This window comes from Mycolicibacter heraklionensis (assembly GCF_001021505.1).
Classification (GTDB): domain Bacteria; phylum Actinomycetota; class Actinomycetes; order Mycobacteriales; family Mycobacteriaceae; genus Mycobacterium; species Mycobacterium heraklionense.
Window position 1 is genome coordinate 1 of record NZ_LDPO01000027.1, and the last position, 24,913, is coordinate 24,913.

A 24,913-nucleotide genomic window follows, 5' to 3' on the forward strand; every position below is an offset into this window, starting at 1 on the left:
AGGGGTTCGAGTCCCCTTAGCTCCACTATTATCGAAGCAGGTCACAGGCCTACGGTACACCTTCGGAATGGTTTTTCACCAACGTTTTCACCAAAGGTGTCTAGAATGGCTGGCCATGGCGTCCATTCGCAGTGACAACCGGCGTGACGGAACCACCGCCCACCGCGTCTACTTCCGGCACAGCGGGCAGCAGACCTGCATCACGTTCGAGGATCCGGACGCCGCCGAGGTGTTCAAGACCGCGGTCGATCAGCTCGGCGCTGATCGGGCACTTGCCCTGCATCGCATCGAGCGCAACCCGCGCGGCGCCGCGACGGCCACTACCGGCCCGGAGATGACGGTCGCGCAATGGGTCCGGCACCACATCGACCACTTGACCGGCGTCGAGCAGTACACCCTTGACGTCTACAACCGGTACCTGCGCAACGACATCGAGCCGATTCTGGGCACCGTCCCGCTCGCAACGCTGACCGAGGAAGATATCAGCGCGTGGGTGAAATGGATGGCCACGACGCCGAGCTCGAAAACCGGCCGCGTCGTCACACCCAAGACGCTGCGGAACAAATACGGCTTCCTGAGCGGTGCGCTCGGCGCGGCGGTCGGCAAGCACATCGGCGCCAACCCCGCGGCTGGCCGACGACTGCCGCGCACCACCGGTACCGCCACTGCGGTCGACGACGACGATGACGGCGACATGCGAATGCTGACCCGCGACGAGTTCGACCAGCTGCTGGCGGCGACGACCGAGCCCTGGCGCCCCCTGATGGAGTTCCTGGTCTACTCGGGGTGCCGATGGGGCGAGGCTGTGGCGCTCAAGCCACGTCACGTCGATCGCAAGGCCGGGGTGGTGCGAATCCGCCAGGCGTGGAAGAAGAGCAGCAAGGGCTACCAGATCGGCTCGACGAAGACGAAGCGTTCGCGCCGCGACATCAACGTGTCCTCCGACGTCCTGGATCAACTCGACTACAGCCATGAGTGGCTGTTCGTCAATCGCGAGGGTGGCCCGGTGCGTTACCAGGGATTTCGGCGACGCGTCTGGGACAAGGCTGTTGGGCGCGCGGAGCTCGTTGACCCCCAGCCCACACCGCACGACCTGCGACACACCTGCGCATCGTGGATGATCGCGGAGAATGTGCCGCTGACGGTCGTCTCCCGACACCTGGGCCACGAGAACATCCAGATCACGGCGGACCTGTACACCGACGTAGATCGGACGTCGTTCGCGGCGGCCGCCGCGGCCATCCGGCCGGCCCCGCGTCGGCCGGGTTAGTAGTTGCTGAACAGGGGCAAGTACTGCGGGCAGTAGTGCGCCGATGCGATGTAGATGGGGTCGATGACGCGCGAGACGCCCGGCTCGCCTCCCCAGGTATCGGCCACGACCTGCTCGACCGTCATGCCCTTATCGAAGTCGAAGCACACCATGCGGCCGAGCGTGATGGCCTCGTTGGCGTGCTGCGCACTGATCGAGAAGCCGTGGTTGCTGAGATCCTGAAGGTAGAGCTGGTCCTGGCTGGGCGCACTGGCCGGCACTGGGGCGGGCTCGGCCGTTGCGGCGATCGTGACCGGCGGCCGCTCAATCACCGTGACAGGGGGCGGCGCCGCGGCAACCGTAGCGGTGGTGGCCGTGGGCGGTGCGGGACTAGGGGGGAGTGCAGCGGCGCTCGGCGGGACTTCGTCGGCCTGACTTGAGGTTGGCCGTAGGTACGTCACGGCGGCGGCGCCGGCCAGGGCCGCCAAGGCGGTGGCCGCCATTATGGTTGCCGCCGCTATGCCGTGCCGGCGGGGCGCCTGGTACTCGATGACCGGCGGGAGCTCGGGCGCCAGCGACCACGCGAGGCGCGCCTCCGTCGGAGCCTCGACAGCTTCACCAGCCCTCGTTTCGTCCATGCCGGATGACCCTAACCCTCCTCCTGGTCGCTGCGAGGTTGCTTTCCGGAAACGGGTCTATTTCACCGGAAACGCACCGGCAGATGCGGCGTTAGCGTCCAACTAGGGGCATGTCCCGAAGTGAGGATGCCTTGGACGATGCCGACGAACTGGAGCAACTCCGCAGCGAATTCATCAGTCGGGTGCGTAGGCATCCGGTGCGACTGTGGTCGTCGGCTCTGTTGTCAGCCGTGATCGCGGTTATCGATCTCGGGGTTGGCGGAGTTGATGACTTCGAGGGTGATCGGGTCCACGACGGGCGGCGGCTGAGCGTCGTCCGCTGACTCGGCAGACTCGACCACTTCATCGAAGGTTCCAGCCCAGGCGCCCTCGTTCTCTTCGATGCGGAGAGCCATCTCGCGGACAAGGTCTTTGTCTCCGATCATTCGTGCCAGTTCGCGGGAACTCATGCCCACGGCCTCTTCAGATGTCAGGTATCCGGTCTTCACGAGCGCTTCCACAGGTGAAACCTTGAACGCGCGCGCGACGGCTATCACCGCGTCGGCCTCAATTTTTCCCTTGCCCACCTTCCTGTTGAAGGTGGACTGAGGGAACTTGATCGCCTCGGCGATCTTGCGGCGGGATGCGCCGTGCGTTACTGCCGTCAGCCACTCATCGTGCTTACTCATGTGAGCCAGTATGACTCATGAGTCAAATTGGGTCAAGTTCAGATATTCGCCACGACCTGCATGTTTCAACAAGTTCCGCGCGCCCCCTTGACTGCACTGAGTCACGTGTGCCAATCTGGGTCACGTGAGCCAATCTGAATCAGTCAAGCGGGAAGGGACTCACGCCGGGATGCACACATACCGACTTCGCCCTCAGGTCATTGACCGGGCACGAGACCGACACAACTGCTCATCCGATGAACAGCTCGCTGTGAAACTCGGCATGGCGTCGGGCACCTTGGCCCGGATTCGCCGTGGAGACAACCCGTCGTTCGTGACGGCGATCCGGCTACTCGAAGCCGCCGACATGCCGCTCTCCGGCATTCAGCGCATCCCGGCCGCCGACACCCGCCAGTCCGCATAGAAAAGCCCCCGCCGTGCTGGGCGGGGGCGACCCGACAACGAGTAAGGAGACTCAGATGTCAGAGCTTGAGCCTATCAACCATTCGATCCCTGGCGGAGACGTCGGCAGCTTCGCGCACGTACAAGCGTCGTTCCACCTGGAGCGGATCCCCAATTGCGCAGGTGTCACCGTCAACAGCCTCGGCATCCGTCTCTACCTGGGTGACCTGGCGGTGACCATGCAGCCGGACGTTTGGCGGCCGATCATCGCCGCACTCAATGCGGCACTGGCCGAAGTCGACGGTACTCAGCCAGTCAGCATCCCCGACAACCTCGACGCCCTCATGGCTGCTATCGAGGACGCCGAAGTGCTGGACGGTGCGCTGTGAGCGCCGAGGAGTTCGCCGCGATCGAGCGCGCAACCCCCATCGTCCAGGTCGCTGATGGCGTCGCGACCACGACGTCAATGCGGATCGCCAACGGCACCGACACCGAACACCGCGCAGTGCTGCAACTCATCCGGGACAACCTGGCCGACTTTGAAGAGTTCGGAGGGGTCGCATTTGAGATGCAACCCTTCGACACCGCCGGCGGAACACAGCAGCGCGCCGTCGCGATCCTCAACGAGGAGCACGCAACCCTTCTGCTGACCTACATGCGCAACAACGCGATCGTGAAGGACTTCAAGAAACGGTTGGTACGCGAGTTTGGGGAACTCCGTCGCCGCGCCGCCGCCACGCCTGCGCTCACCGGCCCTGAGTTGATGGCCGCGGGCTACGTCGAGGCCATGAAGCAGCTGGAGCAGCGCGAAGCGCGCATTCACCAGCTCGAATCCAAGGTAACCACCGATGCCCCGAAGGTGACCTACGTCGACACCTACGTCACGGACGCTGACCTACTCAGCTTCTCCACCGTCGCGTCCACGAACAACATCAAAGAGTCGTGGCTGCGTGACCTGCTGATCGCACGCGACTGGATCTACTGCCAATCGGATTCGCGGTGGTCAGAGAAGCAGGGCAAGAAGGTTGTCCGCAATCGGTACAGCGAGAAGGCAGACAAGAAGCGGTACTTCCGCCGCGTCGAAGTGCACGAGGCCCCGCGGTTCCGCGGGTCCGAGGTAATGCACACCCTCAAGATCACGCCGGCTGGAGCTGAGGCGGTCGCCAGGTTGATCGCGCGGGAGGTCGCTGCGTGAAGACGTACAGCCTCGCTGAGGTCGCCTCGATAGCACTGCCGGAGGAGTGGACGGACGGCGTCCGGTGGCTTGCGCGTCGGCTGAACCGCGGTGAGATCCGTGGGTACCGCGTCGGTCGCGTCTGGCGGATGACGCAGGAGCACCTGGACTGGCTCCTTGAGCACTTCAGCAATGACACGCAGGCGCTCAAGGTCGCCCCCGGGTCGCCCAAGCTGCTCCCTGGCCCAATCGCGGTAGTCGACGGCCTATCGCCGCGAGGCCGCGCGCGGCGCCGGAGTTCGGATGCCGCCCTTCCTGATCGGAGATTCGCATGAGCCCGCACGACTTCCTGGTTGTGGCCACCGGACTGTTGATCTTCTGCGGCATCACCGGCCTGATGCTGGTGAGCCGACCCGCGCACGGACGTCATCGTCGGGGTTGGTTGTCGAATCTGGTGACTGCGGTGAAGCGGTACTACGGGTTCGGGGTGCCTGTGCCGCCGCGTGTCTCGGTGTTGCCTCGCTGCGCCTCGGATGATTGGCACGCTGACCCGCCCACTGTCGAGCTGCCGGTGGTGCCGTCGCCGAACTGGTCGGTGATCGCCGACGGTAAGCGGGTTCGACTGTCTGAGTGGGTGGATCAACCGCAACGTACCGCCGCACAAGACGCGATCCGAGGCCACTACGAGCTGGGGTCCCCAATCTTCGCTGAGTTGGCTAAACCCCTCGGGTTCGACCCGGTGCGTGGCTTCGATGCACTGTTCGCGGATGCGCTGGTGGCGGCATGACGTACCCCGACCTCCTGACCATCGCCTCACAGGTGTGCGAGATCGACCGGCTGCGGCTGGCGAAGGAGCACGCCGAAAGCCGTGTCTTCGAGCTGACCATCGAGAACGCCCAACTCGAGCAGCGGATCGCTGAACTCGAGGACGAACTGGGCCGCTCCGAAGACAAGCGGTACCAGCCATGAGCGCACTCGCCGACTTCTGGCGTGCCACCCTCGTCGACCTGGACCGCCAACACACCCGACCGCTCGCGCCCATCCGTGAGATCGACGCCTACCGACGCGAGATCAAACGCGCACTACACCAGGAGAGCCGATGAGCATGTTCGACAAGCTGTCTCGACTATTCGGCCTGCATCCGGCGCTTGGACTGCATGACCTGGATTTGCCGGATGAGCCAGTGTCGTGGCCTCCGAACCTCAAAGACCGGCCGGCCGCAGTGTGCGGGGAAGCCAGTGCGGCCGGCCACCCAAACGAGATCCGGGAGCTACTCGAAACCGCCGACGACATCCTCCGCGACGAACTCCACGAAATCACCCTGCAAATGGCGGCCATCGTCAAGGGCACCAACGACATCGTTCAAGCCGCGAGCAAGGTTATCGACCGCATCAATGCCCTCGACCCGACACCCGTCGGGCTCGTCCGTACCAAGCGCAGATAGAAGAGTGCCCCGCCGTCGCGGGAACGACGACGGGGCGACGGCACCAACCAAACCTAGAAGGGAAACAGCAAGTGCCAACACACAATCCTACCGGCAACCTCAAGTACGCCCTAGCCGACGAAACGAAGCACGTCTGCGGGGTGAAGCTGCACCGCATACGTGCGCTGCGCGACATCCCACGCCATGGCGTGAAGTCGGGAGACCTCGGTGGATGGATTGAGATGCCCGAGAACCTGTCTCAGGACGGTGATTGTTGGGTGTGGGGCAACGCCCGCGTGTGGGGCAACGCCCGCGTGTGGGACAACGCCAGCGTGGGGGGCAACGCCAGCGTGTGGGGCAACGCCAGCGTGGGGGACAACGCCAGCGTGTGGGGCAACGCCCGCGTGTGGGACAACGCCAGCGTGGGGGGCAACGCCCGCGTGTGGGACAACGCCAGCGTGTGGGGCAACGCCCGCGTGTGGGGCAACGCCCGCGTGTGGGACAACGCCAGCGTGGGGGGCAACGCCCGCGTGTGGGACAACGCCAGCGTGTGGGGCAACGCCCGCGTGTGGGACAACGCCAGCGTGGGGGGCAACGCCCGCGTGTGGGACAACGCCAGCGTGGGGGACAACGCCAGCGTGTGGGGCAACGCCCGCGTGTGGGACAACGCCCGCGTGGGGGGCAACGCCCGCGTGTTGGACAACGCCCGCGTTCAACGAGCCCAGCACTACCTCACCATCGGCCCAGTCGGCTCCGAAGGCATCACCGTCACCATCTACCGCACCGAAGACGGTCACCGCGTCCACGCCGGCTGCTGGCAAGGCGACCTCGACGGGCTGAAAGCCGAGGTGAAGCGCCGCCGAACTGAGGTGTGGGACGGCCGCAGTAAGGCGGACATCGGCCGGTGGAAAGCCCAGTACAAGCACATCATCGCGCTCGGTGTGGATATGTCCGCGTCGTGGGACGCCGAACGGCAGGCAGCCAACGCTGAGGCGGTGTCGGCATGATCGAGATCAAGACTGTTGCTGGCAAGGTGCTGTACACCGCGGCGTCGGCGTCTGATGTGCGTGCGGCGCTGGTGGAGGCCGTGAAGGGGCGCGCGTACCTGGGCGGCGCGTACCTGCGCGGCGCGAACCTGCGCGACGCGGACCTGCGCGACGCGAACCTGCGCGGCGCGGACCTGGGCGGCGCGTACCTGCGCGGCGCGGACCTGCGCGACGCGTACCTGGGCGGCGCGTACCTGCGCGACGCGGACCTGCGCGACGCGTACCTGGGCGGCGCGTACCTGCGCGGCGCGTACCTGCGCGGCGCGGACCTGGGCGGCGCGTACCTGCGCGGCGCGGACCTGCGCGACGCGTACCTGCGCGACGCGAACCTGGGCGCCGCGAAGAACGCCGAAACCGCCATCGCGCAGACCATCGTCTGCCCCAAAGGCGACGTCATCGGCTGGAAGAACTGCCAGGGCGGCCGCATCGTAAAGCTGCGCATCCCAGCTGACGCCGCACGCTCCAACGCATCCGGCCGGAAGTGCCGCGCCGAACGTGCTGAGGTACTTGCCATCTACGCCAAGGACGGGACTGACGCTGACCGCGCGGTGAGCCGACACGATCCGGATTTCGCCTACCGCGTGGGTGAGACCGTCACGCCGACTGAGCCGTTCGACACCGACCGGTGGAATGAGTGTGCGGCCGGCATCCACTTCTACATCACGCGCGAGGAAGCCGAGGCGCACCTGTGACGCCGCGTAATCCGTGGCGGCGGTCCACGTTCCGCAATGTGATCCATCCGCTCTTGTGGTGGTTCCTGTTCCTGGTGGTGATGGTGGTTTCGGTTGAGGTGTTGATTGAGCGTTCTGACTCCCTGGTTGATGTTGTGCAGGTGGAGCAGCCAGCAGGGTGGCTGATCGTATGAGCAGTCAGCAGGTTGCCGCTGCTCGCCGAGAAATCGTCGTGCGTCTCACCCTCGATGGACACTCACGGGCCGTGATCGCAGAAAAGGCAGGCATCACATCTGCTCGTGTGTCGCAGATCCGCCGCGCGTCCGGTGTGTATCCGCCGAGTCTGACGATGCAGGAGCGGTTCGACGCGTTCGATGACGCGTTGGCGAATGGGATGACGCCTCGGCAGGCGCTCGATGATGCGGGCTGGTCGAATCGTGATTCGGCGATGCGTGCCTACCAACGCGCAGGCCGGGCAACGCCGGATGTGCTTCGGAGGGACCGCGCATGACCGACTATGCCGCCGACCCGGACCTCGACCGTGTTGCGGATATCGCCGCTGGACTCCATGAGCGCCTGGTCGATGATCCGGGGCGACTGTTCGATGAGCTGGTCAACTTGTGGGCTAGCCATCCCGCGAAGGCAGCGCAGGTCACCATGTGTCTGGTTGCTTGGTTCGACCCGGATGCGACGTGCTCGCAACTGTGGCATCGCGTGGAATTGACCGTGAAGCAGCGTGCCGCATGAAAGACACTCGCCTGCTTCAGATCCGGCGCCTTGCAGCTGAGGCCGATCAGATCACCGTCGAGATTCGTGATGAAACCGAACGTGACACACCAGAAGGCCGGGGCATGGACATGGTTCACACCTATCTGCAATGGGTGATCGCCCGCACCACAGCCTTGGGGGAACTGTGAGCCTGTCCATCAGTAAGCCCGCCTACGACCTTGCGGCGCGTGTCCTTGGCCCCACCGCTGAAACCTGGCTGAACACGGAACGCCTCGGTCTCGGTGACGCCCCGGACGTTCCGACGACGGCACGGAAGGTTCTCCAGTCGGGTTGCCCGGCGTGCATCGACACCGTCATCAAAGCCCTCGAACAGATTGAAAAGGATTCCCAGTGAACGACACCATGCGTGAAGCAGCTGCCAGAGCAGTCGTGTATCAGATCGTTGAGCAGGCCGCGAAGGCCCGCAAGGACGAAGCGAAAGCGGAACTGGCGGGACTGGAACCAGGCGATGGGATCTCGGCGCGCATCAACGGTGTAGCGGTCGGTAAGGCCACGATGACGGCGGGCCGGCAGAAACTCACGGTCACTGACTCGCAGGCCTTGGTGGATTGGGTGAGGCGGAATCATCCCACCGAAATCGTGGAGTCGGTGAACCCGGCCTACATGAAAGCCCTGGAAGCCACCGCTAAGAGTCTTGGTGCGGTGATTGACGATCAGGGGGAAGTGGTTCCTGGTGTGGAAGTCACTGTCGGGGAGCCGTTCGTGTCGGTGCGTAAGGACAAGGACGCCAACGGGTTGGTGGCGGAATTGCTCACGTCGGGCCGGGTGTCACTTGACGGGTTGAAGGCAATCGAGGCAGCCCAATGATCCGTACGCGTAAGCCGACTGGTATCCCGCCGTGGCCTTTGGTGTTGATCGAAGGCCCAGAGAAAAGCGGGAAATCCTTCGCTGCCGCCCAGTTCACGGCCTCGGACAAGATCGGCCAAGCCTACTGGATTGACCTCGGCGAAGGCGCCGCGGACGAGTACGCGGCGATCCACGGCGCTGACTATCTGGTGGTGGATCACGACGGAACCTGGCAGGACATCATCAGCCAGGTCGAAGAGATCCACACTGCCGCAGCCGATGCGGACAAGCCGGTGGTGCTGGTCATCGACTCCATGACCGCGGAGTGGGAGATGCTCAAGGATTGGGCGTCGAAGCGAGCGCGGGAGTCGAAGTTCGCGAAAGCGAAACTGCGGGAAGACGTCAACGCCGAGATCAAGCCGTCGATGAACTTGTGGAACGATGCAGGGGATCGGCATCAGAAGTTGATGCGTCTGCTGATGACGTTCCCCGGCATCGTCGTAGTCACTGCTCGGGGGAAGGACGTCGCGGCTCTCGACAAGGACGGCAAGCCGATCCCGAACACGAAGGACTATCGGGTCGAGGGGCACAAGACACTCCCGTACGACGCCTCCGTGTGGGTCAGATTGTCACGTGACGAACCGCCCACGGTGGTCGGGTGTAGGTCGGTGCATTCCGGTATCCGGCCCGGTGTGGATTCTCCGCTGCGGTATCCGGAGTTCAGCTTGGAGCACCTGATTTTCGAGGTGCTCAAGATCGATGTGGCGGCTACTCAGGCACGTGAGGTGACGGAGCTTGTGTCGGATGAGAAGCATCTCGCCGATGAGGCTCGATCTGAGCTGTTGGCCTGGTGCCAGTCCAACCAGGTTGACCCGAAGCAGGTTGCTGCCCGGTTCCTGGAATCGCAGGGCGAAGAGTTGCGGGCCACGTTGGACCCGTCGGCGGTACGGAACCTGCTGCAAGCCTTGCAGGCCGAACAGTTGGAGAAGGCGTCGTGACGGGCTTCTCGAAGCGGGTCCGGGAGATCATCACCGAACGTGCTGGCGGGTCGTGTGAGCGGTGCGGTCGGCGAACCTGGGACATGCAGATCCATCATCGTCGACCGCGGGGTGCTGGTGGCTCCCGCCGCCCGGAGACGAACCAGGCCGCAAATGGGGTTCTGTTGGATGGGGACTGTCACAGGTGGATCGAATCGAACCGTACCGCTGCCCTGTCTGATGGCTGGCTTGTAGCCCAGTGTGATACCCCAGCAACCGTTCCCGTATTCCGTCGTGGGGTTTACGTGTGGTTGAACGATGACGGCTCGATCACCCATGTGCGGCCCGATGAACCGTTGGACATCACAGAGAAGTTGACCATCCTCCGCGCCTACACGGATGCGGGGAGGCCGGCGGATGGCTAGCCCGTTGGCGTGGTTGTCGGACAAGGACGACCGGCGCGTGAAAGCCGGGTTGGAGCACAAGTGCCCGACGTGTCATGCCCGTGTTGGGCGTGAGTGTGGTTGGTGGCGTGGGAAGCCGGAACGGTTCACGCCCCTGAAGACCGGGGTCATCCACATGATTCGGATACCCGAAGAAATTCTATTCAGGAGGTCAGCATGAGTGCATACCCGAACGTCATTCACGTCTACCAAGACAAGGCAGGGTTTTGGCGGTGGCGGATGAAGTCCCGCAACGGATTGATCGTTGCCGATTCAGGGCAGTCGTATCGGTCTGAGCGGCATGCACGTCGGGCGGCTGTAGCGGTGGCTGAACGCCCGATCGAGGTGGCGCCGTGAGCGCCGCTGATGCCGCCGTGTTCGCCATCGTCATTGCCCTTACCGCGTTTGGCGTGTTCGCCCTAGTGATGGACGGACGCCAATGACCTTGAAGTGGACTATGGGTGAGGGTCAGGTGCTGACTGCTGTTGGTTTGCACGGCAAGTACACAGTCACTCCCGCCAACAATGCGTGGTGGCTCAAGGGCGTCGGCCACGACGGACTGTTGATGATCGCCCTACCCGTTCGCGGCAAACCGTTTCTGACGCAGGCCGCTGCACGGGTTGAAGCGCAACGCCTCGACAACGCGCGGGTCGTCGAAGCCGAACTGAGCGGCTGCTGATGACTGACATGGTGAACCACCCGCCGCATTACACCTCGCATCCCAGCGGCATCGAGTGCATCGACATCACACGCCGGTGCGGGTTCTCGATGGGCAATGCGGTCAAGTACATCTGGCGGGCATGGGATAAGGGCGCGCTGAACACCGACCTGGACAAGGCGCGGTTCTACCTGCGCGACAACATCGCTCACGGGTCCGCCGCGCACCCGCCCTACAACGCAGGCAAGTTGCTGCTTGAGGCGGCGTCCTACGACGCCAACCCGGACCGCTCACAGTTGCTCTATCTAATCGCCCACGGGCAGCTCGACAACGTTATCCGCCGGATTGACGTGCTCATCGGGGAGGTGAGGGCGAGTGAACACGACTGATGACGGTCAGCCCGTCGGTGAGGACGTTCCTGTGGGATTCCAACTGATGGGTACTGCGCACCTTGGCAATCCCGTGTCGTCGATGTTGGCGGCCGCAGACCTGATCACGGCCCGCACGTTGGCTGTTGAGGAGATCCGGTCCTTGCATGTTCCGACCGACCCCGACGAACTGGGCTTGTTCAAGGACTGCTGCCAAGCGTGCAGTATCCGCGGTGCTGGGCTGGCTGTGCAGTATCCGTGCCCGACCATCCGCATCCTCGAAAGGCGCGGGCTCACATGACCGCAGTGTCGAAACCCAAGGGCAAGCCGGTGTTCGGATGAGTAAGGGAGACAACGTGGATGACCTGATCGAGCAGATGGCAGCGGCGATGCGTGAGGCCGAGGCCGCACCATTCGCGCCGTACGAGAAGCTGGCCCGTGCTGCTCTTGACGCACTCAAGGCCGGGGGCTGGGAAGTGGTGAAGCTGCCAGGGGCGAGCTATACCCATACCGACTCCGACCTTTCTTGTGAGCGTGGCCTGGAATGGGACACGGCATCGGGGCCACTCCGGGCGTTCGAGGATGGGCATGTTGAGTGGGATGGTGATCGCTCATCGGTAGATGAGTTCCGCCGCACCGCCGCCGCCTTTCTCGCCGCCGCTAAAGCAGCCGAGGGGGCGAAGTGACTGATCGACATGTAGATGACATCCTGGCCGACTTTCGGGAACTACCACTGCCGCAACAGATGCGGGAAGCAGAGGAAGTCATCAACAGGGTTCTCGCCCGCGGCGGAGAGAACATCCATTCCCACACTGAGGGATATCTGCAATCAGCGAGATATTACCTAACCCAGCAGGCAAAACCCTGGGAGGCCGAGGAGCGCGCCAAGGCTGACGCGGTGGTCGAAGACCTCGCCAGGTGGCTGTCCATCCACATCGGCACCTGGCCTGAAGACGAGTGGAACCTTCGCGCCAAGCCGAACTACTGGCACGACAAGGCACGTGAACTTATGGAAGCCGGTTGGCGTAAAGGCGGTTCCGATGAGTGACTGGGTTGATGAATTGCTTCCTGGCGAAGGAACGGCGATTCCGAGCGACGCTGAGCGCTTGAAAGCTGATGAGTTGATAGGGGGCGAGATCCCGCGCCGGCGAGACGATTACCTGCGGGGCAGCTCGTACTCGGTGCCGACGAACCGTGCATTCCTGCGCGCTCAGATCAGACGGTGGTGGCGTCGTGGCGACTGATTTCACTGCCCGAATCACCGAGATACTCCGGGAGTACGCGTATCCGGCAGCGCCAACCCATGTTGCCAATCTGATCGCCCAGGCGGCTGAGGAGCACTACCGGCCACGCATCGAAACAGTCGAACAACTCGACGCGCTACCATTCCTGGCCATCATCCGCGAGACCAACGCCCAGCGTCCCAGTGACATTGACTACGGGGCGGTATGGGAACGCCGTGCGAGCGGCTGGAAATGCATCGCGGGCGTGGGCGGTGAGTTCGCGGCCCAACCGCAACTTGGCTGTGTCGTGCTGTGGTCACCAGGAGCGGGCGAATGAGTGACACCCGAGCGGTTTTCACGGTGACCATCAACGACTATGACCCCGACGTGGTGAAGGTTCTTCGTCATGTCGTTTGGGGACTGGAGAACGTCCGCTGTATCCAGGTTGAGGAGGTGGGCGAATGAGTGACCCCGCTGTTGAGGCCGCACAACGGCACGCCGACACGCTGCCCTACGGGGCAAAGGGCCGTTTGCGCGGCGATGACCTAATCGCCGCTGCCCGTGAAGCACTCAAGCCGGTACGGGCAGTGGTCGAAGAATGGCGCGACCAGATGCCCCTGGCGCTCTGGGAAGAACTCGCGACACGCATCTACACCACCGAGGAGTTGAACCGTGACCGATGACCTGATCGCCCGCGCCAAGGCGGCACTGGACGATACGAACTGCACCGACGCCATGCAGGACTTCTTTCGAGTGGGAGATGTGCGTGAGCTGCTGGCCGAGGTCGAGCGCCTGAGGGCTGCGCTCGAAGGGTTGGCAGATGACCTGGCTGCACACAATCAGACCACCCCGGACGATGATGATCACGAAATCATCTGCGATGTCGAATCAACCATCGCCTGGCGTATCCGGGCTGTGCTGCGGGGTGACCAGTGAGCGCCGAGATCGAATGCCACCACTGCCGGGAAGTGATCAGGCCCAACCAGACCGGCGGCTGGTATCACATCGAAACCCGAGCGCACGCGTCTGGCCAGCGCTGCTTTCTGTACGCAGAGCCCGCCGGCTGGAATCCCGCATGGGGCAGTCCCTACGACGTTGTGGGGGACGTGTGAGCACCACGACCAGCATCGAGTGGACCGAGGCCACCTGGAATCCGGTTACCGGTTGTACGAAGTTGAGCCCGGCGAGCCCAGGGTGCCAGAACTGTTACGCGGCGACGTTCGCCGAAAGATGGCGCGGCACGCCTGGGCACTACTTCGAGCACGGATTCGACGTGCAACTGCGGCCCGACAAGCTAGACCTGCCCTTGCGGTGGCGCCGGCCGCGGCGGATCTTCGTCAACTCGATGAGCGACCTGTTCCACGACAGCGTGCCCGATACCTACATCGCCCAGGTGTTCGGCGTGATGGCGCTGGCCCCGCGGCACACCTTCCAAGTGCTCACCAAACGGCACGCCCGGATGCGGTCACTGCTGCGAGACGACCTGTACGACCTGATGGTCCGCCAGCTCGCGGCCGAGGACAGCGAGATCTACGACGCGTTCACCAATCGGGCAGCCCTGCAACCAGATCGCCGAATCACATGGCCGCTGCCGAACGTGTGGCTGGGCGTCAGCACCGAAACCCAGCAGTGGGCCGACATCCGCATCCCCGCGCTGCTCGACACCCCGGCGGCCGTGCGGTGGATCAGCGCGGAGCCGCTACTCGGGCCCATCAACCTGTCCAGGTGGCTGCCCGTGGGCAGCGGCGAGTTCGGTGATCACGTCCCTGGCCAGGTCGCGTTTGATGATCAACAGGTCGGACAGTCCACCCAGCACGATCTGGACATCACGGACGCGCGATACCTGCCACGACCCGATGGGCTTCCAGCCGTGGCGGGTAGTGCGATTGTGATCCCATCGGATACGGCCGCCGCGCATGGTCAATGCCAGCCAATCGATCAGCTCGGCGGTGGTGCTGTAGATCGAAACGACCGCGGAGCGTTGCTGGCCGGCTCGTCGCTTCCACTGGATATTGCCCTCCCCATCGAGGAGTCCAGCGATATACCCGAGCGCAGCCGGTTCGGTGGGCATTTGGACGATGGCCGGGCGCAGCCCTTGACCGCACCGGCGCACGACACCGGCGCCAATGACTCGCCGTCGGACGGTTTCGCGGGGAACCCCGAAGCGCTCGGAGACCTGGGCGACGGAGAGTCCGCCCACGTAGGCGGCAACAATGTCGGCGGAATCAGCACGGGTGTTCGTCACCTACTCGAAACTACCCGAACACCCACTTTGGACTGGATTGTCTGCGGCGGCGAGTCCGGCCACGGCGCCCGACCCATGCACCCCGACTGGGCGCGGTCACTACGCGACCAATGCACCACCGCCGGCGTGCCGTTCTACTTCAAGCAATGGGGTGAGCACGTCGAAGCTATTGACCCTGTGCCCTCCGATAGATGGCTCACCGGCGAAGGGACCAGGCACGACGAGCCATGGAACCCCGATCAGGTCGGGGCGCCGGCGGGTAAGTGGTCGCCGTATCCGGACGTGGTGATGCGCCGCGTCGGCAAACGGGCCGCCGGGCGCCAGCTCGACGGTGAAACATGGGACCAATACCCCGAGGCGGTGGCGTGATGTCGCTGCCTGAGATCACCCCGTTGAGTCATCGTCGGGCGGTCAGGTTCTTTTGGTCGGTCCCCCGGCGGAAGTTGATCGAGGACAGGAACGAAGGGAGGGCGGTCTAAGTGGCCTGGTTTTACGTCGATGACGGCTTCAGCGACTCCAAGCCGGTGATGGACATTCCCGACCGGCACCGACTCGCCGCATGCGGACTATGGGTCCTCGCTGGGTCATGGTCGGCCAAGGAGGAACTCGACGGTTTCGTGCCCGATTCGAAGCTCCGTCAGATCGGCGCGCGGCCCCCAATCATCGCCGCACTGACCAAGCCGGGGCCGATGTCTGCACCACTTTGTGCCGAAGTTTCGGGTGGAATTCAGTTCAATTCGTGGGAGAAGTGGCAGCCAACTAGGGCCGAACTTGAAGCGGAACGCATCGAAAACGCGCGCAAAAGAGAAGCAGATGCGGAGCGGAAACGTGCCGAAAGATTGGCGAAAGAGGGTGCGGTTGCGGCCCCGTCGCGCCGTCGCCGGAAGGGCAGAACCGCTGTCACCAGCGCAGATCTTGAGGCTGCGTCAGAGTCTCCGCTTGCCGCGTCCGAGTTGTGTCCGGATGGACACAGTGCGGATGTCCAATGTGACTCGCGGGCGCGCGCGGGCGCGCGCCTGGACCCGACCCGACCCGACCCGACCCGACCCTCTTTATCTGTAGAGACTTCAGGAGTGTGTGTCACGTCAGGTGACGCGCACGAAGCCACACACACCGACCACGCTCCGCCGAGATTCTGCGCCGCACACCCAAGCGGCACACGTGACCGCTGCGGCGACTGCGCCAACGCCCGAACCGCATTCGACACATGGCAGGCCGAGCAATCCCGACGAATCATCGCCGCCGACACAGCCGCCGAGACCGCCCGGCGTCGCCGCCGCGAACTCATCGACGCCTGCCCGCGCTGCGACGACTTCGGCCGACTTGATGACCTCAGCGAGTGCAACCACCAGGAGGCCCAACATGCGTGATTGGTCCGCTACCCGTGTCCGTGCCGATGCCCTCACCGTGGATTGCCCTGACTGTCACGCACCGGCGGGCGAGGGATGCCGGACCGCCCACGGCCCGTTGATGGCGTTCCCGGCGCACACGAAACGCATGCGCATACCCCAGAACCGAACCGTAGAGACCGATGGGAGTGGCGAGTGACGAACACGGACATGCTCATCGCCGTTGTGGCGCAGACGAAGAATGGGGCCGTACAACTGGCCCGGGAGCTAGGCCTCGACCCGCGGTACGCCTTTGGCGCGCGGTGTTCGGATTCGATGGAAGGACTCCGTGTCGACCGCGTGATCATCGACGCCGAGGCCGACATTCCCGAGCGCATGATGCACACCATCCGGTGCCTGCTTGCGATGTCCCCGCGACGGAGGAGCCAGTGACCCAGACCCAGTGCCTGCGCTGCGAAGCTCAAGCCCAGCAGTTCCTCTGCCGGGACTGCACGCGACAGACGCGCGCGACGCTACGCGGCCTGCCGCGGCTGCTGCGTCACCTCGCCGAGGCGGCCGTGGGCCAGACGCGCCTGGGCGACATCGGCCGGCACACGCCGTACCGCAGCCGCCACGAACTCGATGGCGAGTCGGACCTGGCCAGCCACATCGAACCCCTGCCCGATGGCGAATCGGACCTGTACGAGGCCAGGCGGGCACGGGAACGCGCTGCGCTGCGCAAGCTCCTGGCCGCCGGCGGCGTCAACGAGCGCGCAAGCACGCTCCACAGCGACATCGTCAACATGCTGACCACCTGGATTCGCGACATCTGCGAGGCACGCGGCGTGGATGCCCCGAGCCTGGACGCCGCCGACCCGGCCGGCCTATGCGCGTGGCTCAGTCGCCACACCGACGCCATCGCCAACCACCCGGCCGCCGATGAGTTCTGCGACGAGCTCAACCAGCGTGTAGGCCAGACGCTGCGCATCATCAACCGGCCGCAGACGCACATGTACTGCGGCCTATGCCCGGCTGAACTCACCGACAACTACGGCACGCGCATCTGCAACCGTGAGCTGATGGCACCCCGTGGCGCGAGTGAGGTCCAGTGCCCGGCATGCAAGACCACCCACAGTGTCGATGAGCTCTGCGAGCGGAAGATTGAGACCGTCAACGACGAGCCGTTCACCATCGAGGAGTTGGTCGACACAGTTCTGCCGATGATCGTGCGCGAGTACATCCCATCACGAACCCTGCAACACTGGGCCGCAACCGGAAAGCTCGTACCAACTGGCTACGACAACAAGGGCAACCCGCGGTTTCTGCTCAGCGACGTGCGGAAGCTGCGCGAGGGGCGCACATGCTCGGCCGAGGGCTGTGGCCGCAAGCATCACAGCAATGGGCTATGCGACACGCACCGCAAGAGGCGCGAAAGAGTGGTAACCACGTGAGCTGTCCCGTACTCTTGCGTCCAGATGGGCGCCTTTGTGCGCCCTTTTTTCGTTCGGAGGGGACGAAACATGGCGACTGAGCGAAGCTACAGCGAGTACGCCGTCGAGATCGACGGGTATGGATTCGCGTGCGGCGTCAGCCGGCCGCCGTTCATGCTGTCTGTCTGCGACACACCTGAGGCTATGGACACCATTGGTGAGGCTGACCGGATCACCGAGAGGGTCGTGAGCGCCTACCAGACGCTCGGGATTGACGTGAGCGGCAGGGTATTCCGCCGCGAACGCATCGTGACCGTGACGACCGGCGACTGGCAGTAGAGGCGATGGCCCGGTCTCCAGAGTGGGCTGCGGCGTACGACGCGCTGGATTCGGCGGTCCAGGGGCTGCATCGATTGATCGAATCCGACGACCCCGAGCCGCCGGCTGTCGCGACGACTACGTGCTGGTAGTCGGGGCGATGTACATCCAAGACGGCGGCCGCAATGGCGTGGTCGAGATCTTCCCGGCGCACGGCATGCAGCCCGGCTACATCACCACCGGACTGGTCGAGACCGCCCGACACTTGCTCAATCGCGATCGACGCGACGACGACTGATGCCATGGGACCGGCGCACTGCCAGCAGCGCCATCACGTCAACCTGGGCATGGCGCAAGTTCCGCCTCGACATCCTCGACCGCGACGGCTGGCGCTGCCAGGAACGCGGGCCAAACTGCATTGGACGCGCCGACCAGGTCGACCATCCTGAGAACGTGGCCGCCGGCGGCGCACACCTAGACCCGGACAACGCCCGCGCCATATGCGGGCCGTGTCACGAACCTAAGACGCAGGTCGAAGCTAGCCGCGGACGCACCGCATGGCAACGGCCAGCCGAGCGTCATCCAGGCCTGCGCGCCTGACCGGCTGCAAATCCGCAGGTCAGAGGGGCAGGGGGGTAGCCCCTCCCGCCCCATCCGCCGCAGCCGGAGCGTTCTGTGGCTCGGGTTCGCTACGGGTCTGGGCTTTTCAGGGTCTCGGCCGCAATAGTTTTCACGAAACCCTCTTGAGCTGGCGTTATGCCGAAAGGGGATAGCCGCTATGGCTGGAAATGGTCCAGCGCCGCAGTCGCGACGCGCCCGCACCAACAAAGACCCGATCCCGATGAAGGTGATAACGGCGGAGCCGGCCAAGCAGCCGGAGTTGCCGGAGGAGTTCATTGTTCGCTATCGCGACAAGGAAGGCATCCTCCACGTCGAGGGCCGCTCTTGGCCGGCCCGCACTCGCGAGTGGTGGCAGATGTGGGCCGACTCGCCGCTGTCGAACGACTTCACGACGACCGACTGGTCGGAGCTGCTGGACACAGCTCGTTTACACGCTGAGTACTGGTCAGGCGACCTCAAGGTCGCCGGCGAACTCCGGCTCCGTGTCGCGAAGTTCGGCGCCACGCCGGAGGATCGTGCACGGCTGCGAATCCAGTTCGCCGCGGCCGACGAGGCCGAGAAGAAGTCCGCCAAGCCTCAGCCGTCAGCCCGCGCTCGCCGCGGCCCGCTCAAAGCGGTCTAGTTGCCCTGGAAGCCATCTGAGCCGGGCGAAGTCCCGACACTTGGCTACTACGTCCTTGACTGGATAACCGAGAATCTCGCGACACCTGGCCGCGATGAGCATGAGCCATTCATTCCCTACCGGGAGCAAGAGGATTTCATCCTCCGTTGGTACGAGATTGATCCCGAGACAGGGCGATTCCGATACCACCGCGGCCTACTTGGACGTCCACGCGGCTGGGGTAAGTCTCCACTGCTCGGCGCCTTGGCGGTCGTCGAAGGTCTCGCGGATGTCGTTCCAGATGGCTGGGATTCGGCCGGCCAGCCCGTAGGGAAACCCTGGCGGTCGATCAAGACCCCGCTGGTGCATATCGCTGCGGTGTCTGAGGAGCAGACTCGCAACACGTGGCAGCCGCTACTGGAGATGGTCCGCAACGGGCCTGTCCTGGACGCATATCCGGGCCTTGACCCGCTGGATACGGTGGTCTTCCTGCCGCGCGGCGAGATTCGGCAGATCACGACATCGGCGCGCACCACCAAGGGTGCGCCGATCGTGTTCGCCACCCTCGACCAGACCGAGGAGTGGGTGCCGTCGAACAACGGCCAGGCGCTAGCTCAGGCGATCCGCACGAACGCAGCCAAGAACGGTGGCCGCACACTGGAATCGCCGAACGCGTTCATTCCGGGGCAAAACTCAGTCGCCGAGAAGTCGGCGGAATACGCCGCCGACATCCGTGAGGGCCGCGCCCGCAACGACGGGCTGCTGTACGACCACCGTGAGGCGCCGGCCGACACGGAGATGTCCGACGTCGAGTCGCTGACCTGGGGGCTGCGAGTCGCCTACGGCGATTCATCGGCACATCCGGATGGCTGTGTGATCCATGACCCGCCCTGCCCGCCTGGGCATTCCGAGCTCGATCCGTTGATCGATCAGGTCTTCGATCCGGCGTCAGACGTGCAGCAGTTGCGCGCGGACCTGCTGAACCAGATCACCCACGCATCCGACGCATGGGTCTCATCCCCAGAGTGGGGAGCTGTAATCGCCGCCGACAAGATCGTGCGCGACGGCGACGTGATCGTCCTAGGCTTCGACGGATCGTTGGGCCGCGTCAAAGGCAAAGCGGATGCCACGGCGCTGATCGGGTGCAGGGTTCGTGACGGCCATCTGTTCGAGATCGGCCCACGGTCAGTCTGGGAGCCGCCGCGGCGCGAGATGTCGACTCGGGACCGCAAAAAGACAGGTGATCAGTCGATCTGGCGTCCGCCGGTGGCTGAGGTTGACGCTACGGTGCGACTGGCATTCCAGCGATTCACCGTCGTCGGGTTCTATGCCGATCCGTCGGGATGGGCCGAGCAGATCGCGAAGTGGGAAGCGCGATTCGGCGCCCAGCTCAAAGTCAAAGCCTCCGGGGAGTCGAAGATCGCCGCCTGGCCGCGCGGCAAGAACACCAACGCGGTCGAGGTGGTCAAGCGACTGCACTCAGCGATCGTCAACGCCGAATGCACCCACGACGGTTCGGCCGCACTGACTAGGCATGTGCTCAACGCTCGGCGCCGACAAACGCGCGCGGGATACCTGCTCTACAAGGCGTTTGCGGACTCTCCGGACAAGATCGACGCGGCCTACGCCGCAGTGATGGCATGGAAAGCCCGCAACGACGCAGTCGCCGCCGGATTGGGTCGGCGCAAGAAGCAGACCTTCGAGCGAATCAGATGAAAGGTGGGTGTCAGATTGGCCGATCTGACGCCCCAAGAATGGTTCGACGCGCTCAATGCCCGATTCACCGCCATCACGCGGCCGAAGTGGCAGGACAAGCGCGCTCACTCATCTGAGCACTCCCTGGTTAGCCGTGAGCGCCGGCCGCGCAACGAGATCCTCGACACCCTGTGGTCTTACCGCGTGGGCGACCCGCCGCTGCCCTACATCGAGCCCGAGTATCACGAGGCGTTCTGCGAGGTGCTGCGGCTAGCGCGGGTGAACCTGGCGCCGATGTGCGTCAAGGCGATGTTGGACCGCATGGAACTACAGGCGGTTTCGACCGCCATCGACAACGATACCGACGGCGACGACCTGGCAGCCGAGATCATGGAAGAGTCGGGTTTCGGCGCCATGTCGAAGGAGTTCTTCGACTACGCGTTCTCGATGGGCGAGAGCTACGCAATGTCGGTTCCTGGAGATCCCGTTCCGACACTCCACGCCATCGACCCGCGTCGCTGCGTCGGGGTGCGCGACACCTCGAATCCGGTGCGCCTGGCCGCGGCGTTGCTCAAGGAATACGACCAGATCACCAAGGAAGAGACCGCATATCTGTTCCTACCGGGACAGAAGTGGACGTTCCGCAAGGGCGGGGACGCCTGGGCTCACGATCCGGAATTTGAGGCGGTCCAGAACCTCGATGATCTCGGCGGCATTCCGATCGTCCGGTTCGACAACGAGTTCGGCCTCGGCGAGTACGAGCCGCATATCGACCTGCTCGACCGGATCATCGACACCACCCTCAAGCGCATCATCGGCTTCGCCTACCAGGCGCTTCGTCAACGGGCGCTGAGGGGCGACGAAGCCGAGGATGACGAGGACAGCGACACTCCCGAAGGTGGCGGTTCGTCGCTGAACCCGGACGACTTCCGGGCCGGACCGGGAGCATTGTGGCGCATCCCGAAGGACTTCGACATCGTCGAGTTCGCGCAGGCCAACTTCAACGACATGCTGGTTGCCAAGCGTGACGACATCAAGGAATTCGCCGCGTCCTCACAGACCGCGCTGCACTGGATCATTCCCGACGCCGCGGACGGCTCCGCTGAAGGTGCGGGCCTGATGCGTGAGTCCTCGACTGCCAAGCTGCGCGACCGGCGCGTCCGGGCCACCCCCACTCTTCGGCTGTTGTGGCGCATCGCGTTCGCGCAGGCCGGTCAGGACCGCGGCCGCAAGATCACCTTGCACTGGGGCCCGATCGAACTTCGCACCCTGGCAGAGCGGGCGTCAGCATCCGCGCAGGCGGTGGGAACATTGTCGCTCGGGCAACGGTGCCAGCGCCTCTGGGACATGTCCCCCGAGGAGATTGAGGAGAATATTCAGCAGCTGGTCGCCGAGAGGCTGCTAATGCCGGACGCGCCATTCGCGCCAACCGCACCGGCGGCTGCGGCGCCACCCGTGGACGACAGCGGCGATGACCACGCCGACCAGCCCAGCTAACTATCGCGGGGCGCTGCGTGAAGCAAGGCGCCAGATCGAGGCGCAGAAGGCCGCAGGACGTTCGCCGACGGCGCTGGTGGCCACAGCGGCGGAAGCGGTCATCGCCACGCGCGAGCGTGCCGCACAGCATGCCAGGCAGGTCATCCGATCGCTATGGGAGCAGACAAACCCGTACGACGATGCGAGCGTGGCGCGATTCGCGGCACAGGCAGCGCGGGCCATGAAGTCCGTACAGACGGCCGCCGGCCGCGCCGCCGGCGCCGCGATGGTGCAACAGCTCGCCGCGGCGGGCATCAAGGTTGTCCCAACGACCACATACCCACTGGATGTTCGGGCCGCGGCGATCGACGTCGGTGACGACGGCAAGATCACGCTGATCCGCAAGCCGACCACCGTCGACTACTCCGGCGGCCCTGGCCGCGGCAAGATCATCGTCACCCCACGCGGTTCGACGACCGAAGAGGTCTTCAGGCGGCCCGCGCGGGCGTTTCGGTTTGCGCAGTCAGAAGGACGAAACGGTCTCGACTCCGCGCATGACCGGATCGACAGCCTGATCGACACTAACCTGATGCTCGCGCAACGCCTTGCGCAACAGGAACTACTCGCCAAGGCATCTCTGCCGCCTCCGGTAATGCTCGACAACGGCAAGCCGTACCGCTACGTCGACTATCGCGGGCAGATGCAATACGTCCGCGAGAAGCGGACGGTAACCGGCTACCGGCGCGTGATCCATCCGGAACTGTCCCGCGGCGGCACGTGCGGCATGTGTATCGCAGCATCGGATCGCGTCTACAAGATCCACCAGCTGATGCCGATTCACGACAACTGCCACTGCACCATCAGCCCCGTCACCGAGGACTACGACCCCGGCAGCGCGCTCAACAACCTGGATCTCGAACGGATCTACGGCGATGCAGGCGGCAACACGGTTGCTCACCTCAAGCGCACCCGCTACCAGATCGACGAGCATGGAGAGCTCGGCGCGTTGCTGGTGCCCAAGCGCGAGTACAAGCCGCGCAGCAAGAAGGCTAAGCAGCTGACCCGCGGCAAAAACAGCGCGAGCCTGAAGCGTGACGAGGCCGACAAGCGCGAAACTCTCACCAAGCAGATCGACGTGCTGGAACGAAACCTCAAGCGGCTGCGCGCAAATGGTGAACCCGAGGATTCCTCAAAGGTCGCCTACCACAAGCGCATTATCGCGAAGTTCCGCAAGGAGCTCGCGGCCCTCTGATTTTCCCGAGCCGCCTGGCCGGGCCGCCCGCTACGGGCAAAACCACTGACCCGCTAGGGGGACAAACTGTGAGCTCGCCTCTGTTTCAGCAGCCCACTCCGGTAGTACCACCCGTGGACGACCAGCAGCAGCAACAGCAGCCGGCCGTCGAACCGGCCCCTCCCGCTGGCGACCCTGAGCAGGAGTTTCCCGCCAACACGCCGGTTGCGGAGATGACGGACGCGCAGCGCGCGGCCTACTACAAGCACCAGAACCGCAAGGCTGAAGCTCGACTGGCCGCATTTAAGGGCGCTACGCCCGAGCAGGTCCAGCAGCTACAGACTCGCGTGTCTGAGATGGAAGCCGAGCGGGAGACCGCCGGCGAACGGGCATTGCGAGAGGCCGCCGAGGCGGCCGCCAACGAGGCGCGCGCTGCTGCACGGGCCGAGTTCGAGCCGAAGCTCCACCGCAGTCAGCTGAAAGCAATTGCGTCGCAAGTGTTGTCGTCCGATCAGGTCGACGCATGGCTCGAAGACGTAACTCCGTCGAACTTCGTCAACGACTCCGGCGAGATCGACGAGGCCAAGGTGAAGGCCAAACTCACCGCCCTGTTTGGAGCGCAGAAGTCCGCGCCACCCAACTGGGGCCAGCACGGCGCTACGCCACCCGGCGAAACACCAGGTTCGGCCGGAGCAGCCGAGGCGAAACGCCGCCTCGAACAACGTCAACAGTAAAAGGAGCAGCGGATGTCCACCGACATTTCGATGCAGACCACCGACTACCAGGTCGGTGACCGGACGTGGCACCTGTCGCGCGTCGGTAACGACTACACGCCCAATGTGACGCTGGACGTGTCGAAGTTCAACGCGGGCGCGACCGCCGAGGTTCAGACGATCACGATCAGCGGCTCGCCCACCAGCGGATCGATCCTCGTGAATGGACAGACCGTCGCTCGTAACGCGAGCGCCGCGGATGTCCAGGAGGAGCTGGAGGAGGTGTTCGGCGCCGGCAAGGTGACCGTCTCCGGATCCGCCGGCGGCCCCTGGGCTGTGCACTTCGACCCGTCGCTTGGCGACGTCCCGACGCTGGTCGTTGATGACGACGGCCTGCTGGGCGGGTCCAACCCCGCGGCGGCGGTGACCACCGGCACCGCCGGCGTCAACGGCCATTACGCCAACGGCTACATCCCATCGGGCACTGTGCTCGGCCGGGTCTCTGCGACCGATCTGTACGGGCCGTATGACCCGAACGCCGGCGATGGCCGCAACACCGCCACCGGCATCCTGTTCGCCGACTGCCGCGTGGTCCGCCAGGACGGATCGACCGCAGCGAAGGTGGGCTCGTCCCAGCTGGTGCGCGGCGACGTACGGGTGTCGAAGCTGCCATTCCAGGCCGGCTCCGGCGCAATCGACAGCGACGCCAAGGCCGACCTGCCCCTCATCCGGTTCGTGGCCTGAGAGAAAAAGGAGCTAGA

Annotated in this window: 42 protein-coding genes and 2 pseudogenes; 42 read left to right on the top strand and 2 right to left on the bottom strand. The window is 64.5% G+C overall.

Annotation, left to right across the window (positions count from 1 at the left end):
- Positions 1-115: 115 nt before the first annotated feature.
- A complete protein-coding gene (locus ABW16_RS21345) occupies positions 116-1,270 on the top strand; it encodes a tyrosine-type recombinase/integrase (RefSeq protein ID WP_047321204.1) in 1,155 nt (384 codons plus the stop codon).
- Here ABW16_RS21345 and ABW16_RS21350 read toward each other — a convergent pair.
- Together ABW16_RS21350 and ABW16_RS24005 are read right to left on the bottom strand one after the other, a co-directional pair.
- On the bottom strand, positions 1,267-1,887 hold the full coding sequence (locus ABW16_RS21350) for a DUF732 domain-containing protein (protein WP_047321205.1): 621 nt from the start codon (positions 1,885-1,887) through the stop codon (positions 1,267-1,269). The two genes, ABW16_RS21345 and ABW16_RS21350, sit on opposite strands and share 4 nt — an antisense overlap.
- Positions 1,888-2,111: 224 nt before the next feature.
- Positions 2,112-2,555 (bottom strand): hypothetical protein, encoded by a 444-nt coding sequence (locus ABW16_RS24005; RefSeq protein ID WP_052957034.1) that lies wholly within the window; start codon positions 2,553-2,555, stop codon positions 2,112-2,114.
- A 169-nt stretch (positions 2,556-2,724) separates the two neighbouring features.
- Between ABW16_RS24005 and ABW16_RS26605 the strand changes: the two genes are divergently transcribed.
- From ABW16_RS26605 to ABW16_RS24010, 41 genes and pseudogenes are all read left to right on the top strand, one after another.
- The gene (locus tag ABW16_RS26605) at positions 2,725-2,958 is read left to right on the top strand and encodes a helix-turn-helix domain-containing protein (protein ID WP_327083224.1); all 234 of its coding nucleotides are present in this window, start codon (positions 2,725-2,727) and stop codon (positions 2,956-2,958) included.
- A 55-nt stretch (positions 2,959-3,013) separates the two neighbouring features.
- Entirely contained in the window at positions 3,014-3,325 is a 312-nt protein-coding gene (locus ABW16_RS21360; protein WP_047321206.1) for a hypothetical protein, read from the top strand.
- Complete coding sequence (locus tag ABW16_RS21365) at positions 3,322-4,131, top strand: Rha family transcriptional regulator (protein ID WP_047321207.1); 810 nt, start codon at positions 3,322-3,324, stop codon at positions 4,129-4,131. Before ABW16_RS21360 ends, ABW16_RS21365 begins: the two co-directional genes overlap by 4 nt.
- 310 nt (positions 4,132-4,441) lie before the next feature.
- A complete protein-coding gene (locus tag ABW16_RS21375; RefSeq protein ID WP_047321209.1) occupies positions 4,442-4,897 on the top strand; it encodes a hypothetical protein in 456 nt (151 codons plus the stop codon).
- On the top strand, positions 4,894-5,079 hold the full coding sequence (locus tag ABW16_RS21380; RefSeq protein WP_047321210.1) for a hypothetical protein: 186 nt from the start codon (positions 4,894-4,896) through the stop codon (positions 5,077-5,079). Before ABW16_RS21375 ends, ABW16_RS21380 begins: the two co-directional genes overlap by 4 nt.
- Positions 5,076-5,213, top strand: coding sequence for a hypothetical protein (locus ABW16_RS26610; RefSeq protein WP_157864272.1), 138 nt, complete (start codon positions 5,076-5,078; stop codon positions 5,211-5,213). The genes ABW16_RS21380 and ABW16_RS26610 overlap by 4 nt, the downstream gene beginning before the upstream one ends.
- Positions 5,210-5,554, top strand: coding sequence for a hypothetical protein (locus ABW16_RS21385; RefSeq protein ID WP_131721537.1), 345 nt, complete (start codon positions 5,210-5,212; stop codon positions 5,552-5,554). The genes ABW16_RS26610 and ABW16_RS21385 overlap by 4 nt, the downstream gene beginning before the upstream one ends.
- Positions 5,555-5,625: 71 nt before the next feature.
- A complete protein-coding gene (locus ABW16_RS21390) occupies positions 5,626-6,540 on the top strand; it encodes a hypothetical protein (RefSeq protein ID WP_131721538.1) in 915 nt (304 codons plus the stop codon).
- Positions 6,537-7,271, top strand: coding sequence for a pentapeptide repeat-containing protein (locus tag ABW16_RS21395; protein WP_047321212.1), 735 nt, complete (start codon positions 6,537-6,539; stop codon positions 7,269-7,271). Before ABW16_RS21390 ends, ABW16_RS21395 begins: the two co-directional genes overlap by 4 nt.
- Complete coding sequence (locus ABW16_RS26615; protein WP_157864273.1) at positions 7,268-7,444, top strand: hypothetical protein; 177 nt, start codon at positions 7,268-7,270, stop codon at positions 7,442-7,444. Before ABW16_RS21395 ends, ABW16_RS26615 begins: the two co-directional genes overlap by 4 nt.
- Positions 7,441-7,761: a hypothetical protein gene (locus ABW16_RS26250; protein ID WP_131721539.1), complete on the top strand. Its 321-nt coding sequence runs from the start codon at positions 7,441-7,443 to the stop codon at positions 7,759-7,761. Before ABW16_RS26615 ends, ABW16_RS26250 begins: the two co-directional genes overlap by 4 nt.
- Positions 7,758-7,997, top strand: coding sequence for a hypothetical protein (locus ABW16_RS21400; RefSeq protein ID WP_047321213.1), 240 nt, complete (start codon positions 7,758-7,760; stop codon positions 7,995-7,997). The genes ABW16_RS26250 and ABW16_RS21400 overlap by 4 nt, the downstream gene beginning before the upstream one ends.
- Entirely contained in the window at positions 7,994-8,167 is a 174-nt protein-coding gene (locus ABW16_RS26620) for a hypothetical protein (RefSeq protein WP_157864274.1), read from the top strand. Before ABW16_RS21400 ends, ABW16_RS26620 begins: the two co-directional genes overlap by 4 nt.
- Complete coding sequence (locus tag ABW16_RS21405; RefSeq protein WP_047321214.1) at positions 8,164-8,373, top strand: hypothetical protein; 210 nt, start codon at positions 8,164-8,166, stop codon at positions 8,371-8,373. Before ABW16_RS26620 ends, ABW16_RS21405 begins: the two co-directional genes overlap by 4 nt.
- Positions 8,370-8,846, top strand: a complete 477-nt coding sequence (locus ABW16_RS21410; protein ID WP_052957036.1) for a hypothetical protein — start codon at positions 8,370-8,372, stop codon at positions 8,844-8,846. Before ABW16_RS21405 ends, ABW16_RS21410 begins: the two co-directional genes overlap by 4 nt.
- Positions 8,843-9,823 carry an AAA family ATPase gene (locus ABW16_RS21415; RefSeq protein ID WP_082134267.1) on the top strand — a complete coding sequence of 327 codons (981 nt, stop codon included), beginning with the start codon at positions 8,843-8,845 and terminating at the stop codon, positions 9,821-9,823. Before ABW16_RS21410 ends, ABW16_RS21415 begins: the two co-directional genes overlap by 4 nt.
- 599 nt (positions 9,824-10,422) lie before the next feature.
- Complete coding sequence (locus ABW16_RS28120) at positions 10,423-10,602, top strand: DUF1508 domain-containing protein (RefSeq protein ID WP_082134268.1); 180 nt, start codon at positions 10,423-10,425, stop codon at positions 10,600-10,602.
- 82 nt (positions 10,603-10,684) lie between these two features.
- A complete protein-coding gene (locus ABW16_RS21425) occupies positions 10,685-10,924 on the top strand; it encodes a hypothetical protein (RefSeq protein WP_047321216.1) in 240 nt (79 codons plus the stop codon).
- The gene (locus ABW16_RS25015) at positions 10,924-11,292 is read left to right on the top strand and encodes a DUF3310 domain-containing protein (RefSeq protein ID WP_082134269.1); all 369 of its coding nucleotides are present in this window, start codon (positions 10,924-10,926) and stop codon (positions 11,290-11,292) included. The genes ABW16_RS21425 and ABW16_RS25015 overlap by 1 nt, the downstream gene beginning before the upstream one ends.
- Complete coding sequence (locus tag ABW16_RS21435) at positions 11,279-11,572, top strand: hypothetical protein (protein ID WP_047321217.1); 294 nt, start codon at positions 11,279-11,281, stop codon at positions 11,570-11,572. The genes ABW16_RS25015 and ABW16_RS21435 overlap by 14 nt, the downstream gene beginning before the upstream one ends.
- A 55-nt stretch (positions 11,573-11,627) precedes the next feature.
- Positions 11,628-11,957, top strand: coding sequence for a hypothetical protein (locus tag ABW16_RS21440; protein ID WP_131721540.1), 330 nt, complete (start codon positions 11,628-11,630; stop codon positions 11,955-11,957).
- Positions 11,954-12,319 carry a hypothetical protein gene (locus ABW16_RS21445; protein ID WP_131721541.1) on the top strand — a complete coding sequence of 122 codons (366 nt, stop codon included), beginning with the start codon at positions 11,954-11,956 and terminating at the stop codon, positions 12,317-12,319. The genes ABW16_RS21440 and ABW16_RS21445 overlap by 4 nt, the downstream gene beginning before the upstream one ends.
- Positions 12,312-12,515 (top strand): hypothetical protein, encoded by a 204-nt coding sequence (locus ABW16_RS26255; protein WP_131721542.1) that lies wholly within the window; start codon positions 12,312-12,314, stop codon positions 12,513-12,515. The genes ABW16_RS21445 and ABW16_RS26255 overlap by 8 nt, the downstream gene beginning before the upstream one ends.
- Positions 12,505-12,831 carry a hypothetical protein gene (locus ABW16_RS21450; protein ID WP_047321220.1) on the top strand — a complete coding sequence of 109 codons (327 nt, stop codon included), beginning with the start codon at positions 12,505-12,507 and terminating at the stop codon, positions 12,829-12,831. The genes ABW16_RS26255 and ABW16_RS21450 overlap by 11 nt, the downstream gene beginning before the upstream one ends.
- Positions 12,828-12,959, top strand: a complete 132-nt coding sequence (locus ABW16_RS27905) for a hypothetical protein (RefSeq protein ID WP_268768051.1) — start codon at positions 12,828-12,830, stop codon at positions 12,957-12,959. The genes ABW16_RS21450 and ABW16_RS27905 overlap by 4 nt, the downstream gene beginning before the upstream one ends.
- Entirely contained in the window at positions 12,956-13,177 is a 222-nt protein-coding gene (locus ABW16_RS21455) for a hypothetical protein (RefSeq protein WP_047321221.1), read from the top strand. The genes ABW16_RS27905 and ABW16_RS21455 overlap by 4 nt, the downstream gene beginning before the upstream one ends.
- A complete protein-coding gene (locus ABW16_RS21460; RefSeq protein ID WP_047321222.1) occupies positions 13,167-13,430 on the top strand; it encodes a hypothetical protein in 264 nt (87 codons plus the stop codon). The genes ABW16_RS21455 and ABW16_RS21460 overlap by 11 nt, the downstream gene beginning before the upstream one ends.
- 139 nt (positions 13,431-13,569) lie before the next feature.
- Positions 13,570-14,215: pseudogene (locus tag ABW16_RS27565) on the top strand (DUF5131 family protein); the annotation flags it as partial.
- A gap of 551 nt (positions 14,216-14,766) precedes the next feature.
- Positions 14,767-15,108 (top strand): annotated as a pseudogene (locus tag ABW16_RS28125) (DUF5131 family protein); the annotation flags it as partial.
- Positions 15,109-15,218: 110 nt separating this feature from the next.
- On the top strand, positions 15,219-16,109 hold the full coding sequence (locus tag ABW16_RS26260) for a hypothetical protein (protein ID WP_131721543.1): 891 nt from the start codon (positions 15,219-15,221) through the stop codon (positions 16,107-16,109).
- Complete coding sequence (locus tag ABW16_RS28140; protein WP_047321224.1) at positions 16,102-16,287, top strand: zinc finger domain-containing protein; 186 nt, start codon at positions 16,102-16,104, stop codon at positions 16,285-16,287. The genes ABW16_RS26260 and ABW16_RS28140 overlap by 8 nt, the downstream gene beginning before the upstream one ends.
- Positions 16,284-16,520, top strand: coding sequence for a hypothetical protein (locus tag ABW16_RS26625; protein ID WP_047321225.1), 237 nt, complete (start codon positions 16,284-16,286; stop codon positions 16,518-16,520). The genes ABW16_RS28140 and ABW16_RS26625 overlap by 4 nt, the downstream gene beginning before the upstream one ends.
- On the top strand, positions 16,517-17,518 hold the full coding sequence (locus tag ABW16_RS21485; RefSeq protein WP_047321226.1) for a zinc finger domain-containing protein: 1,002 nt from the start codon (positions 16,517-16,519) through the stop codon (positions 17,516-17,518). Before ABW16_RS26625 ends, ABW16_RS21485 begins: the two co-directional genes overlap by 4 nt.
- A gap of 69 nt (positions 17,519-17,587) precedes the next feature.
- Complete coding sequence (locus tag ABW16_RS21490; protein ID WP_047321227.1) at positions 17,588-17,836, top strand: hypothetical protein; 249 nt, start codon at positions 17,588-17,590, stop codon at positions 17,834-17,836.
- A gap of 121 nt (positions 17,837-17,957) precedes the next feature.
- Positions 17,958-18,113, top strand: a complete 156-nt coding sequence (locus ABW16_RS27570; RefSeq protein WP_233424841.1) for a DUF7213 family protein — start codon at positions 17,958-17,960, stop codon at positions 18,111-18,113.
- Between the two features lie 480 nt (positions 18,114-18,593).
- A complete protein-coding gene (locus ABW16_RS21505; RefSeq protein ID WP_047321230.1) occupies positions 18,594-19,058 on the top strand; it encodes a phage terminase small subunit in 465 nt (154 codons plus the stop codon).
- Between the two features lie 243 nt (positions 19,059-19,301).
- Entirely contained in the window at positions 19,302-20,753 is a 1,452-nt protein-coding gene (locus ABW16_RS21510) for a hypothetical protein (RefSeq protein WP_233424842.1), read from the top strand.
- A gap of 15 nt (positions 20,754-20,768) precedes the next feature.
- A complete protein-coding gene (locus ABW16_RS21515) occupies positions 20,769-22,229 on the top strand; it encodes a phage portal protein (protein WP_233424843.1) in 1,461 nt (486 codons plus the stop codon).
- Positions 22,204-23,460 carry a hypothetical protein gene (locus ABW16_RS21520; protein WP_047321233.1) on the top strand — a complete coding sequence of 419 codons (1,257 nt, stop codon included), beginning with the start codon at positions 22,204-22,206 and terminating at the stop codon, positions 23,458-23,460. Before ABW16_RS21515 ends, ABW16_RS21520 begins: the two co-directional genes overlap by 26 nt.
- Before the next feature lie 113 nt (positions 23,461-23,573).
- A complete protein-coding gene (locus ABW16_RS21525) occupies positions 23,574-24,173 on the top strand; it encodes a hypothetical protein (protein ID WP_047321234.1) in 600 nt (199 codons plus the stop codon).
- Positions 24,174-24,185: 12 nt separating this feature from the next.
- Positions 24,186-24,896 carry a head decoration protein gene (locus tag ABW16_RS24010; protein WP_052957039.1) on the top strand — a complete coding sequence of 237 codons (711 nt, stop codon included), beginning with the start codon at positions 24,186-24,188 and terminating at the stop codon, positions 24,894-24,896.
- The last annotated feature ends 17 nt before the right edge of the window (positions 24,897-24,913 follow it).